15 protein-coding genes are annotated in these 13960 nt (G+C 47.0%); all 15 read right to left on the reverse strand.

Translation table 11 applies throughout. From position 1 onward, the window contains the following. Positions 1-45: 45 nt before the first annotated feature. Positions 46-528, reverse strand: a complete 483-nt coding sequence (locus tag AC27IJ_RS03370) for a GNAT family N-acetyltransferase (protein ID WP_312503332.1) — start codon at positions 526-528, stop codon at positions 46-48. Between the two features lie 143 nt (positions 529-671). Then, complete coding sequence (gene efp / locus AC27IJ_RS03375) at positions 672-1229, reverse strand: elongation factor P (protein WP_312446664.1); 558 nt, start codon at positions 1227-1229, stop codon at positions 672-674. A gap of 112 nt (positions 1230-1341) precedes the next feature. Next, the gene (gene aroQ, locus AC27IJ_RS03380; RefSeq protein ID WP_312446666.1) at positions 1342-1770 is read right to left on the reverse strand and encodes a type II 3-dehydroquinate dehydratase; all 429 of its coding nucleotides are present in this window, start codon (positions 1768-1770) and stop codon (positions 1342-1344) included. A 203-nt stretch (positions 1771-1973) separates the two neighbouring features. After that, a complete protein-coding gene (locus AC27IJ_RS03385; protein WP_487147454.1) occupies positions 1974-2483 on the reverse strand; it encodes a YqeG family HAD IIIA-type phosphatase in 510 nt (169 codons plus the stop codon). A gap of 7 nt (positions 2484-2490) precedes the next feature. Then, complete coding sequence (gene nrdR / locus AC27IJ_RS03390; RefSeq protein WP_312446669.1) at positions 2491-2943, reverse strand: transcriptional regulator NrdR; 453 nt, start codon at positions 2941-2943, stop codon at positions 2491-2493. A gap of 173 nt (positions 2944-3116) precedes the next feature. After that, on the reverse strand, positions 3117-3377 hold the full coding sequence (locus AC27IJ_RS03395; protein ID WP_312446670.1) for a PRC-barrel domain-containing protein: 261 nt from the start codon (positions 3375-3377) through the stop codon (positions 3117-3119). A 52-nt stretch (positions 3378-3429) separates the two neighbouring features. Then, the gene (locus AC27IJ_RS03400) at positions 3430-4260 is read right to left on the reverse strand and encodes a DUF975 family protein (RefSeq protein ID WP_487147457.1); all 831 of its coding nucleotides are present in this window, start codon (positions 4258-4260) and stop codon (positions 3430-3432) included. Further along, complete coding sequence (locus AC27IJ_RS03405) at positions 4257-4604, reverse strand: DUF4190 domain-containing protein (protein WP_312446673.1); 348 nt, start codon at positions 4602-4604, stop codon at positions 4257-4259. Before AC27IJ_RS03405 ends, AC27IJ_RS03400 begins: the two co-directional genes overlap by 4 nt. A 357-nt stretch (positions 4605-4961) precedes the next feature. Next, positions 4962-5957, reverse strand: coding sequence for a sugar ABC transporter substrate-binding protein (locus tag AC27IJ_RS03410; protein ID WP_487147459.1), 996 nt, complete (start codon positions 5955-5957; stop codon positions 4962-4964). Continuing rightward, the gene (locus tag AC27IJ_RS03415) at positions 5954-6913 is read right to left on the reverse strand and encodes an ABC transporter permease (protein WP_312446676.1); all 960 of its coding nucleotides are present in this window, start codon (positions 6911-6913) and stop codon (positions 5954-5956) included. The genes AC27IJ_RS03410 and AC27IJ_RS03415 overlap by 4 nt, the downstream gene beginning before the upstream one ends. Positions 6914-6997: 84 nt before the next feature. Further along, positions 6998-8437, reverse strand: coding sequence for a glycoside hydrolase family 5 protein (locus tag AC27IJ_RS03420; RefSeq protein WP_487147462.1), 1440 nt, complete (start codon positions 8435-8437; stop codon positions 6998-7000). Positions 8438-8477: 40 nt separating this feature from the next. Further along, complete coding sequence (locus AC27IJ_RS03425) at positions 8478-10586, reverse strand: glycoside hydrolase family 3 C-terminal domain-containing protein (protein WP_487147464.1); 2109 nt, start codon at positions 10584-10586, stop codon at positions 8478-8480. A gap of 43 nt (positions 10587-10629) precedes the next feature. Then, positions 10630-11463, reverse strand: coding sequence for a carbohydrate ABC transporter permease (locus AC27IJ_RS03430; protein WP_312446683.1), 834 nt, complete (start codon positions 11461-11463; stop codon positions 10630-10632). Between the two features lies 1 nt (position 11464). Further along, positions 11465-12337 (reverse strand): carbohydrate ABC transporter permease, encoded by an 873-nt coding sequence (locus AC27IJ_RS03435; RefSeq protein ID WP_312446685.1) that lies wholly within the window; start codon positions 12335-12337, stop codon positions 11465-11467. 91 nt (positions 12338-12428) lie between these two features. Further along, positions 12429-13790 (reverse strand): extracellular solute-binding protein, encoded by a 1362-nt coding sequence (locus tag AC27IJ_RS03440; protein WP_487147467.1) that lies wholly within the window; start codon positions 13788-13790, stop codon positions 12429-12431. Positions 13791-13960 lie beyond the last annotated feature (170 nt).

The following is a 13960-nucleotide window of genomic DNA, read 5'->3' on the forward strand; positions in this document are numbered from 1 at the left end:
ATTATAGATACATATTTATGCCTGCCTGTCAGCAATTGAACAAAATCATAAAATCCATTCATATATGCACTTTTGGCGCTCCCCAATTTGATACATCTCATTATATATTGGTAAATCTACTATCTCTTTCAATTTGAGACCTGCCTTTTCACAAGTTCTCCGAGATGGCAGATTGTCTGGATTGCAAGTGATTATAAGTCTATTCATCCCATGTGCAATCGCTATGTCTTTGATAATTTTACACGCCTTTAAGGCATAATTATTTCCTTTATAAGTTTTTTCAATTCTATAACCGATATTCCCCCCGTAATACAAATTTTCATTGTACCCGATCCTGATGTCAATAGCACCTATGCTATTATCTGAATTATGCAGAGTGATTCTATATTTATATACAGGTACATAGCCTTTTTCCTCATTAGATGTTACTTTTTCTTCAATCCTTAAATCAATTTCGCCATCGGTTAAGTAATCAAAATCTTTAAACTCAAAGATCTGTATTTTCCTTCCGTCATCAAATACAATCATACTACCCTCTCTTTCCCCCACAGCAAATACCCTTATAGCACAAAAACAACGCAGGAATATAAAAACCATCTTTTCTACGTTGTTTTCACGGTATCATACATAATTATTAAAAGGACCTTGCGGTTTGCCCGGTCCTTTTCTTTTTATACTCTGGACAGATATTCACCTGAACGTGTATCAATCTTAATCTTGTCACCCTGTTCAACAAATAATGGCACATATACCACTGCACCGGTTTCAACCGTTGCCGGCTTAGTAGCGCCCTGGGCAGTATCGCCTTTGAATCCCGGCTCTGTATCTGTAATAACCAGTTCCACGAATAACGGAGGCTCTACAGAGTATACCTTACCATTATAAGAGCATACCTTAACCGTCTCATTCTCTTTCACAAACTTTAACGCATCACCAATTACATCCGGAGCTAATGCTACCTGCTCATAGGTATTTGTATCCATAAAGTTATGAAGATCGCCATCGGCATACAGATACTGCATGTCTAATCTGTCGATTCTTGCCTGTGGGAACTTTTCTGTCGGGCGGAATGTGCGCTCTACAACGCCGCCGTTTACCACATCTTTAATCTTCGTTCTTACGAACGCAGCACCCTTTCCAGGCTTTACATGCTGGAACTCCATAATCTGATATACAGTACCCTCGATCTCCAATGTGATACCGTTTCTAAAATCACCCGCTGATATCATAAATGATATTCCTCCTTGAATTTCTCTTCTTAACCTTTTATATTCTATACTATAATAAATACATTTTCAACAGTTTTTTACAAATATATCCCTTTTCTTTGAATCGGAGCGATTACTTTCCAGTTAAAAAATCCATCGCCAGAGTATATCCCTTTAGTCCCAGACCAACTACTTGTCCGGTACAAACAGGAGCAGTCACCGATGTATGACGGAACTCCTCTCTTTTATGGACGTTGGATATATGGACTTCAATCTTGGGAATCTCAACGGAACCCAGGGCATCTCTTACGGCATAGCTGTAATGGGTAAATGCTCCTGGATTGATGATAATCCCTTCTGTTCCATTGTGATATGCCTCCTGAATCTTGTCGATGATTCCGCCTTCATAATTGCTCTGATAGACTTCCAGCTCATGACCTTCTCTCTGCGCTTTTTCTTCCAGCATGGATACCAGTGCATGATAATCCTCTGTACCGTATATCCCTTTTTCACGGATTCCTAAAAAGTTCAGATTCGGTCCGTTTAATACAAGAATTTTCATATCCTTCTACCACCTTTCCACTAATGCTTTCTGGGCATAAAAGTATACCCAAAGGTGTTTCTTCCTATCAGTAAGTCATTGAACTCTTTTAGTAATTTCCTGTATACCCTGGATCAGTCGGCTTGTCCGGACCGTCTCATCCGTATTATAACCTGCCGGGTTATCTTTTACCCGCCAGAAATATGCTTTCACCTGAATGCCGTTCACTTTTTCCTTTTCTTATCCCTGTGGTAAAAATACAGCACAACTGCTTCTAAATATCTTTTTAAAACGATTTGGATTTCTTCTTTCGGATGTATCGGTCTGACCAGAATGCTGTGGATTCCGGCTCTCTTGGCTCCATAAACATCGGTAAAAAGCTGATCCCCCACAAAAACCGTATGTTCCGCATCCGTTCCCATGAGTTCCATCGCTCTTTGATATCCTTTTCTTCTAGGCTTGTTTCCATTATAAATATAGCGTGAACCGCCCGCATCCCTGGCAAAGGCAGCCACTCTTGGCTCTTTGTTATTAGAAAGAAGGCATGTTTCCATCCCAAGCTCATGCAGACGTAAAAACAACTTCTTTGCGCTTTCATCCGCAGGTGCATCATGAGGCACCAGAGTATTGTCAATATCAAAAATCACGCCTCTGATCCCGTTCTTATATAATTTTTCAAAGGATATGGCATATGCAGAAGCCACATCTTCATCTGGATAAAATACCTTAAACATAACTCTCCTACTTTTTTAACAGTTTTCCTATTTCTTCCATAAACGTACTCACATCTTTAAATTCTCTGTATACGGAAGCAAAGCGCACATAAGCAACCTCATCCACATCCTGTAGCTTTTTCATAACAAGCTCTCCGATCACCGTGCTCTCTACTTCCTTTTCCTCACGGTTGAAAACCTGGGTCTCTATCTCATCTACCATGGAATCTATCTGCTGGGATGATACTGGCCGCTTATGGCAGGAATGAAGAATTCCTGATTCTATTTTTGAACGATCGTAAACTTCTCTGGAATTATCCTTTTTAATTACCATGAGAGGCATGGTCTCCAGCTTCTCATAAGTGGTAAAACGCTTTCCGCATTTCTCACACTGTCTGCGTCGTCTGATTGAGCTGTTGTCGTCTGCCGGTCTGGAATCAATGACCTTTGTATCTGCTTCATTGCAAAATGGGCATTTCACGTATCTGGTCCTCCTGTCTTACGGACTGTAATATTATTGGCATAATTTACTTAATAAATGCAAAGGCCGTTGGGGTTGAACTTAGTAAATTAGCCGTTCGATGGGCCAAAGGCGAATCGAACTTCCTTATATATATCATAACTTACAATCCAAAGATCTGCAAGCCCATCCTCCTATATCCCGCATCTTTCCGTTGCTTTTTCCAAATCCACGTTTACAAGAATGATGTCCGGCCCCACCTGCCTTATGTCGCAGAAGGGAATCACATACTCCCTCTCCCTGACTAAAAAACCGCAAAAACACCCTGGTCCTGGTACAATAATGGCTAAAAGGCAGCCTGTTTCCATGTCAAAATCCACATCACCAACAAAGCCGAGGCGTCTGCAGTCACAGATATTAATTACTTCTTTTTGTTTGAGTTCACAAATTCGCATAGATACACCTCCTTAGTATATTCTATGCGTACCCCCCCTGTATGACACGGTTCTACCACTGATTTTCCTGGTTCCACATGGACTGGGAGGAGGTTTCTCCGCCTCTTCCAGGGGAATTATGGGAAATCCTCTCCTTAAGATCCAGATAATACTCTGTCATGGTAGCCTGCATATAAGGGATGATCCAGAGAAAGCCAATTCCCATGGAGCAGTATCCCAGGACTACCATCCCAATGAAGCTTATTAAAAGGTAAAAATAGCCTCCCTTATTGCCCTTCATCATGGCTGCACTATCCTTGAGACTCCCAATTACCCTCTGATCCGGAGACTCGACGAGAAGAAACATGGACTGGGATAAATACAGCATGGTAAAGATATTTCCAATGAGCAGAAGCAGGTACGTAAGTACCAGCAGTACTATCATGACAGGTATAAAATCAGTGATGACTGCTACAATGAGTACTACAAAGTACGGTATCCCCCAGGCAAATCCAATGAGAAGATTTATAAAATAAAGTCCCAAAAACCTATGTGGCTTGTTCTGAAAAGCAAAGAGCAGATCAGACAGTTTGGCAGTTTGGCCATTGCACATATTCATATAAATCTTAAGGACTCCCGGTTTTAAAAGGCCGTATACAGAGAGAATAATCAGGAATGATATATAAACCCCTGCCTTTAAAACCACATATCCTGCTGACACATTGCGTGCGCCGTTTAAAAAAGGATCTCTTACCAATCCCATAGAAAAGGACGTTAAAATATACACCAGAGATATTGCCAGAAGAATGGCAAATTCTATAAACTGGATACCGATACACAAGCCGTATCTGCCTTTCAAGGTCCGTTTTGCATGCCTTTTAAGTTCTGATGATGAAGTTTTCACGAAAGCACACCTCCTAACCCCAAGCTACTCATCGCCGCAGTTCCAATAAATATGATAACAACTAATAAAACCAGCACGAAGGCAATGGATGAAGTGATGATGCCTGCCTTTGCATAGCCTTCAAACCTGTCTTCCGTCCTGGAAAGCAGGGCAAACAGGATCCCAAGGCTTCCGAAGATCAAGCCTCCGTAACAGCAGCAGGAGGTTATAATCCCAAGAATCCCCATGACCAGAGAAGCAAGGGCCAAGTTACTCTGGGCTGGCCTCTCTGGCTGCCTGTATACGGCATCGCGATCCAAATCCTGGTTTTCCTGCCAGGAACCATCTTGATTATCCTGATCCATTTCTATCATCTCCTTTTCTGTTATAATACGGCAATTATACAATATTTTCCATTGACTGTAAAACTAATATTTTATCTGGCAAAAAAATAACAAAAGGAAAAGTGGCTGCCCGCTATATTTCCTTTTCATCAAAAACGATGAAATATTACCTGGAATTAAATATTCTTTTTCAATAAAAAGAACATTCTTCAGCGGAGGCCCGATAAAAAATGTTCATTTCCCTTGCACTACTTATTTTAACACGCCGTAATTTACCTGTTCCATGAGTCAGGAAAAGTGTACGCTTCCCATCTGCAAAGCGTCATACTGTACCTACAACTCCTGCCGGGCGCGCTTTTCTGCTTTGTATTCTTTATATTACCTCTCCGATTTTTCCCCATACACTTTTATTTCATTAGCTTCTATCCATGTCACGTCAATTAAGTACTCCTTCCCAATCTCTCTCCCTTCCACTGCGTCCGCCAGTTTGTCCACCAGCGTCCTGCCAATCACCTGGCAGTTTTGGTCCACAATACCCGTAATCAGGCCTTCATCCACACCGGCTGCAAGAGTGGGGGAATAGTCGAATCCATAATGGTACAGAATTCCCTGAAGGTTCTGGGATTTGATGGCCTCCATGGTTCCGGTGATGACAGACTCTGTTCCCAGGGTGAACACTGCCTTTAAGTCAGGGTATAATATGATTTGTGTCTCCAACTGCTCCTTTGCCCTGGATACGCTTAAGTCGTTGATAATCCAGTCGCACCAGGTAAACAGGGCGGCATCCTTCCCCATCGCCTGGTTAAAACCGTCCTTAAGCCCCCTGTAACGCTCGGTCATGTTCTGAGCAGAACCACTGTAGGTAACGGCCGTCAGCCTCCCTTTGGTAATCCCTCTCTCTATTAAGTCTTCTGCGCCGCGTCTTCCCAGCTCCATTCCGGCTTCATAATTATTGGTCCCGATATATGCCAGCCGGTTGCCGTAGGTCCTGATATCCGTATCATAGGTGACTACTTTGATTCCGGCCGCCATTGCCTCCGCTGCTTTTATATCAAACATCTCCGGTTCCAAGGCTGCCATGGCAATGCCGTCTGCGTTCTGGTCGATAGCCTCCTGGACCATCTCAATCAGCTTCTGGGGACGTGAGGAATCTCCGGGCAGCCCCGCTTTTATGATCAGACAGAATCCCCGTTCTCTTGCCTGCTCCTGCGCGCTTTGAATCAGCGGCTTCCAATAAGGCCCTTCTTTATTTAATGTAATCAGGTACAGGGTCTTCTCTTCCTGCCTTACGAAAGCGGCGCTGGGCCGCTTCCCGCATCCGGCCGTAAAAAAGCATATTGCCATTCCGATTACCCAAATTTTAAACATTCTCATGCCGTTTCTTCCCTCTTCTTCCGAAAATAGTCCATCACGATAGCCGCCAGAATCATAAGCCCTGTAACTGCCTGCTGCCCGTAAGTATTTATTCCGGCCGCATTCATACCGTTTTTAAACACTTCTATAATAAGCAGCCCCAGAACCGCACGCACGATGCCTCCTGCCCCTCCTTCAAACCGGATCCCACCAATAATCACAGCAGCGATGGCATATGCTTCCAACCCCATAGCTTCACTGGATGCGCCCACGTTCAAGTAGGACATGAGGATGATTCCCGCAATCCCCGCAAAGGCCCCTTCAATAAAATAAACCTTGAGAAGATGCCGTTTTACCTGGATGCCGGCCAGACTGCTGGCTTTCTTACTGGAGCCTACGGCATAGCAGTACCGGCCGAATATGGTACATCTCATAACAAGGACAACTGCCGCCGCCAGGACCAGGAAGATGAGAAAACTGGAATAGAGGATATTGCCCAGCAGATTAGTATTGGAAATTCGATAGAACCAGCCTGGCAGACCGCTGATTAAAATGCCCCCGGTGAACATTTGAGTCAATCCCCGGATCATGTAATTGCTTCCCACGGTCACAATGAACGGCTTAAGCTCAAACCGTGTAATCAGAAATCCGTTGAGAAGTCCCCAGGTGCCGCCGCAGAAAATTCCCAGGGCAACGCACGCTACCGGATGCATTCCCCGCACAGCCAGATACGCAGCCGCCGTCCCCGCGCAGGCCATTATAGCCCCGCATGACAGGTCAATCCCGCCAGAGATCATGAGCATTGCCACTCCCAGTGTGGCAATTCCCAAAATAGGCATGGAACGCAGGAAGCTGGCAAGGTTCCCTCTGGTGGCAAATACCGGTAACATATAAGAGAACACAGCAACCAGGAAGAGTAAAAGCCCAATCATCCAGTATTCTGCCATTTTTTCTTTCCAGACTATCTTTTTCCTCATCCCAAGTTCTCTCCTCTTTCCGTTATTCCCGGCTGCTTATTTACAAATTTTCACATCCAATTTTAACAGAACAATGGATATTTATCAATGCAGCATATGTTTCAGAAGATTCAGATAAGGCTGGTTCTTCACACAGTTTTCAAGCTTGAAGCCTCCGGCGATGCGCTCTAAGTCATCCTCACTGTATCCGGCAAAACGCCTGGCGTAAGCCGGCTGCAGCATAGCGCCCGCATAGCCGTTTAGCACCCCGTAATTCATCACAAAAGCATTGGAAGCCTTGTCGATCCTGGTTTCTCCCATCACATCCAGGATATAATCGGCAAGCGCCCGGGATTTCTTTCTGCCCTCCGCCACCCCTGCATAATCTGCGACAAAATTCTCAGCTCCCAGGATGCGTTTTTGTTCCTGGACCGGCTGGATGATCTTCATATATTCGCTCTCCGGATCTAAGAATACCCACCCCATAATCCCGGGGTCCTTATAAGTCCAGGTGGTCCAGTGGACTCCATACGCGTTGTAAATATCCAGTTGGTCCTCCATAGATGCCAGTCGGTATGGAAGCTCCTCCGGAAAACCATGATACTGGGAACCGAACTCCCCTACCCACAGAGGTACCTGGTGCTTCAAGGCAAACTGTGTCCCCTGGTGGTTAAGAAATTCAGTCCTCTGCTTATTCTTATCCCAGTACACCCCGTTATAATATCCCGGGTACGTCCCCGGCCCATATCCCGGTGGTATATAGTTGTGGCTGCTGTACACCAGATTATCCTCAAAAGGTATCTCAAGCCCTTCAAAATTCCTGGAATAATTATCCCCCTCCAGAAACAGGATGTGCTTTTTATCAATTCTTCGAACCGCATCTGCGATCTCCCGGTACAGTTTGTTGATTGCTTTCCAGTCGGACTGATAGAACTCATAAAAGTCATAGGCATGTTCGCCGGTGGGCGTTCCTGTGGATGGCTCATTCATCAGGTCGTAGCCTGCCACCGCATTTCTGTCCCTGTACCTTTGTGCAATCGCCTCCCAAAGTGCTATGATCCGTTCCTGAAAATGGCGGAAGCTCCAGAGAAGAGCTGCCCCCCGCTCGTTATCACTGTGCCAGTGGCAGTTCTGCCATCCGGACAAGGCATGCATATCCAGGATTACGTAGACCCCCTGGCGTTCACAGGCATCCAGTAGGGCATCCAGCCGCTTAAATCCCTCTTCCTTATATATAAAAGGATTTTGGTCATCCTCAAAATGCCGGTAACTCAAAGGAATGCGGATGCAGTTGGCTCCGGTTTCCCGGATCAGCCGGATATCCTCCTCAGCCAGGAAGTTGTCAAGGATGGTCTCAAAGAACAATTCTGCCTTGCCTGCACCAATGGCCATGGCCATCTCCCTCTTCATCCCACTCTCAGTACCCGGATATCCGTTGATAAAATCTTCCATGTTCATCCAGCCACCCACGCAGGTTCCGCGAAGGTACACAGGATTTCCTGATTCATCCACGATTTTACCATTTCTTACCTGTAATAAATCCATTTTATCTCTCCTTCTTCAGCTTTCTTTCACACAGTCCCCCTTACAGCACCACCCGGACGTTTAAGGGTTCGGAGCCTGTAAGCAGACAGCTCCTTCTGTCAGGCTGGCTGCCGCCCGCATAAATATCGTACCGATGCCCAGCCAAGCGGCGGTCCCCATCCTGGTCCACCACACAGAAGGCCAGACCCGGAAGACAGAAGCTTACCTCCCTCTCCTGCCCCTTTGCAAGACTCACCCTGGCAAAGGCGCACAGGGAATGATTCCTCACTGCGAGAGGAGAATCTAAGTTCTTTACATACACCTGAACCACTTCCTCACCATCTGCCGGTCCTTCGTTCCTGACCTTCACAGATACGGACACGCTGCCGTCACCTGCAGGGGCGCACTCTAAATCCCTGTACCGGAAGCTGGTATAGGAAAGGCCGAATCCAAAGGGATAAAGGGCTTCTTGTTTCATATACCGGTAGGTCCGGTTTTTCATGCTGTAGTCCTCATAGGGAGGAAGCTCCTCCTCAGACCGGTAGAAGGTGACTGGAAGCCTGCCTGAGGGGATGATCTCCCCAAAGAGGACTCTGGCTACTGCCGTTCCGCCCTCAGCACCGGGATACCATGCCTGCAGAATTGCTTTTACGCTTTCCGCCTGATCCAGCCACGCTAAGTCCATGGCGCTTCCAGACATATTTATCACCACCAGCGGTATGCCAGTCTCTATGAGTGCCGTCAGCAGGCGGCGCTGGGATTCAGGAAGGGCCAGAGTGGGCTTATCCGCCATACTGACCGCCTCATCAAAACGGTTACCCAGATCCTGCTGTTCCCCCTCATACCGCTCATCCAGTCCCACGCATACAATGGCCAGCCCAGCCTTAAGGGCTGCAGTCACCGCCTCGCTTATGCGGTCTCCCGGCAGTGCCAGCCGTTCTACACGGTCCTTCATGGTATGGCAGCCTTCCGAGTAAAAGATTCTGGCATTCTCATCAAGAAGATTCTCTATCCCGTCCAGTACCGTCACATACCGTGGCGCTGTGCCGTGGTAATTGGCGATGAGCGGCCAGCGGCTGTCCGCATTTGGCCCGATGACAGCCACCTTCTTAAGCTTCCTGTCAAGAGGAAGAAGCCCGTCATTCTTTAAGAGGACCATGGATTTTTCCGCCGCGCGGATAGCCAGTTCTCTGTGTTTTTTGCATCCCACCGTCTCGTAAGGAATCTGGTTGTAGGGGCAGTCCTCATCAAACAGCCCCAGACGCATCCTGGTACGCATTGCATGCACCGCTGCCTCTGTAATCTCCTCCTCTGTCACCAGGCCCTGTTCATAGGAACTTAAAATATGCAGGTAAGTATTTCCGCAGTTGATGTCGCAGCCATTTCTCAGGGCCATGGCTGCGGACTGGGCGGCAGTATCCGTCACATGATGATTTTCATGGAAATCCTTGATGGCCCAGCAATCCGACACAAAATACCCGTCAAACTTCCACTTCTCTTTCAGAATATCCTGTATCAGAGTTTTGCTGCCACAGCACGGCTCTCCGTTGGTCCGGTTATACGCTCCCATGACCCCTTCCACCTTACCCTCGGTGACGCAGGCTTCAAAGGCAGGAAGATAGGTCTCCCACAGATCTTTATTGCTGACTCTGGCATCAAAGGTATGGCGCTGTTCCTCCGGTCCGCTGTGTACCGCAAAGTGTTTGGCACAGGCTGCCGCCAGTAAGTATTGGCCCTCTCCCTGGATCCCCTGTATGAATCCCACGCCCAGTCTGCCGGAAAGATATGGATCTTCTCCATACGTCTCATGGCCTCTTCCCCATCTGGGATCACGGAAGATATTCACATTGGGAGACCAAAGGGTCAGTCCTTTATAGATATCCCGGTCCTCCAGGGCCGAATAGGCATTGTACTTTGCTCTTGCTTCCATGCCCGCCGCAGTGCCGATCTCCTTCATCATCTCCACGTCAAACATGGCCGCCATACCGATGGCCTGGGGAAACATGGTTGCCGTCCCCGCCCTGGCCACGCCATGAAGCGATTCATTCCACCAGTGGTATCTGGGGATCCCCAGCCTTTTGACTGCCGGGGCATCAAATCTTAGCTGGGAGGCCTTCTCTTCCAGGGTCATCTGACCGACTAACTCCCTGGCCCTCACTTCAAAATCCATATTAGATCCTCTCCTCTCTTCTATCTGTCTCTTCCAGGCTCACTCAGCCTTTTACCGCTCCCTGGGTCAGTCCGTTAACTACCTTTTCCTGTGCAAAGAAGTACAAGAGGATGACCGGAAGCGATCCGATCAGGATAGCAGTAAGCACTGCCGGTATATTTACAGACTGCATGCCGTAGAATTCCCGGATCCCTAAAGGCAGGGTCTTCTTTCCCGTGCTGTTGATCAGCACATTGGCATTAATGAATTCATTCCAGATGTTCAAAAATGTATACACCACGATTGTGGAAATAGCCGGACCAGACAACGGAAGTATGATATTCTTAAAGGTTCCCACGATGCTGCAGCCGTCAATGATGGCCGCTTCCTCCAGCTCCTTTGGTATCTCCCGGAAGAACTGGGTCAAAATGAATACGGCAATAGGAATATTATAACTGACATAAGGCCCCACCAGGCCGGTTAAGGTATCCGTCAGGCCAATGCTGCTTAAAAGCGTGAATGTGGGGATCAGAGTCGTATGTACCGGGATCATCATTCCTGCGATAATGGCAAAGTAAAGCAGATTTCTCCCTCTGTATTTAAGCCTTGCAAAGGTAAAGGAGATCATGGACGATACGACCACAATGATGAAAACACTGACTCCTGACACCACAACGCTGTTTAAGAAGTACCGGAGAAAATCCGGTTTTAAGACCAACTGGTAATTTCCAAAAAACGGCTCTTTGGGCAGTCTCCAGATATTGGTTAAGTACTCCCCCATGCCTTTAAAACTATTGATGACCAAAAACACAAAGGGGAATCCTGTAATCAGTGCAATAACGATGCTGATCCCGTAGAGTATGGTATTCTTTAATTTTCTTTTTAACAACACGCCCATATTATGCCGCCTCCTTATCTCTCGTAATGTAAAGGAACATGCATGCTATGGCAAAACACAGAATGAACATGCTGGCAGCAATGGCGCTGGCATATCCCATACGGAATTCCGTAAACCCTTTCTTGTACATGTAGGTGGCCATCAGCTCGGTCGCCCTGTTGGGCGCGCCGCCCATCATGACATAGAATAAGTCAAAGTATTTTAAAGATCCCACCAGCTGCAGGACCGCCGCCGAGCGCAGGGTCGGTACAAGCAGCGGAAGGGTGATTTTCCAGAAACACTGCGTTCCATTTGACCCGTCGATCCTGGCCGCCTCATATATGTCCGTCGGGATATTGGTCAGTCCCGCCTTTAATATTATCATATAAAAGGGAATAAACTGCCAGCATATGACGAACAGAATGGAAGGCATGGATGATCTCCCTTCCAGAAAAGCAATGCTTTTTAACCCCAGCTTCTGCATAAGACTGGCGATCAGGCCAAAATAGGGATCATAAAACAGAATCCACATGATACCGGTAGCAACCGTGGACAGCAGCATCGGCATAAAAAACACCGTACGGAAAAACCTTGTTCCCTTAAGCTCCTGATTGATCAGCAGTGCTAAGAGCAGGGCTCCGGGGAGCTGGATAGCCACGGAGACAATGACCAGGATTACGTTATTCTTCATGGCATTCCAGAACAGGGAATCCCCAAACAGCTCGATGTAATTCCCAAATCCTGCAAAGGTCCTGTTGGCGCTGATCCCCTTCCAGTCCATAAAGCTGTAGATGAATGTCCTGACGATTCCTACTACGTTAAATGTTCCGTAAAACAGCAGGGCCGGGAGCACGAACAGCGTTATGATCCCAATATGTTTATTTCGTTTGCTCATATAATCACTCCTTTTCACAGAGGACAATCCGGAATGAGGGCGTTGCAACATGCATTCTGCCATGCAACACCCTCTCCATCCATGTCATGTATTATTTCTTAACCAGATCCTTCTGTGCCAGTGCTTCCATGTCAGCGGCCGCCTGCTCTGGCGTGGTGGTGAGTCCGAAGAGGTCGTAAGTGGTCTGCTTATGTAAGTTTCCAAGCTCTGTTGGCAGGAACTGATCGTAGAAGTTCTGCATATAGGATGCATGAACCAGAAGCTCCTCCATCTGCTGCAGCTTGCTGTCCTTGATTTCCACACCCTTTATTCCGGTAAGGATGCCGGCGGTATCAGACATATCCTGCGCATACTCCTGATCGGTTAAGACTTTTACCAGTTCCATCGCTTCTTTGGGATTTTTGCAGGAAGCAGAGATGGAATATCCGTTGCCGCCTCCTAAAATCTCGTCTGCCTTCCCTTTGCCGCCTTCTATTACAGGGTAGTTGAACAACCCAAGATTATTCTCGTAGAAATCCGGTTTTTCAGACTTACAGTTGGATACGAAACTGTTGGTCTGTACAATGTGAGCTGCCTGACCGCTGTAAAACAGCATTCTGGATCCGCCGGTATCATAGTTGATACCATTGAGGCCTTCGGGGTAATATCCTTTCTTCACCCAATCCTGGATCCTCTGTCCGGCTTTAATAAAGCTCTCATCCTCAAACGTAGCATTGCCGGTACGGTTATAGGCGTCAAGGAATGTCTGGGATCCTCCCTCTCTAAGGGACAGCCATATAAAGGTAAGCGCACCCGGCCACTGGCTGGAATTGCCCTCGGCAAAGGGAATGATTCCATGTTCCTTAATAACTTCACAATTGACCTCAAGCTCTTCAACCGTCTCCGGGACCTTAAGTCCCAGTTCCTTATAAATCTCGGTATTATAGTACACAGGGGCCGCGCCTGCCCTAAAAGGCACTGCCCAGTATTTCCCCTCAAGCTCGAAAAGAGACAGTGCCGACTCGTGGTAGATGTCAGAGATACTTCTCACGTCCTCGTCAATATCAAGCACCTTTCCCTCTTCCACAAAGGACTGGAGCCATCCGCCGCCCCATGAGATGAATATATCCGGCTCCTGTCCGGCTGCCATTGCGGTGGTAAGCTTGGTCTTATAAGGGTCGTTCTCCATGGGCACCTGTTCCACTTTCACATTGGGATGGCTGACCTCAAATCTCTCAATACAACGTTTCACTACCTCCTGCCGTTTGGCGTCATTTTCAATATGCCACAGCGTAAGGGTGATATCCTCTCCGGTCTTTGCCTCACCTCCCTGGCTCTCCGCTCCCCCAGCGGATACCTTTGAAGCCGCCGTACCATCTGCTGCGGCGCCACTTTGGGAAGTCCCGCTGCAGCCTGCAAGGGCTCCTGCTGCCATAGCTGCTGCCAATACACATGCAAGAATCTGTTTGTTCATACTCCTTCTCCTTTCTCCATCAACCTGTTCACAGGTGTTTGATGGAACTTATCATAAGATTCTTTTGGGCATTTTTCAATGCACCGTTTTTTAGAATATGTGTAATATTTCTATTTTTATATATTTACTGCATATTTTTTATGCATTTTTACTAATTCCTCCATTTACAC

This window comes from Lacrimispora sp. YZC11, from assembly GCF_057543815.1.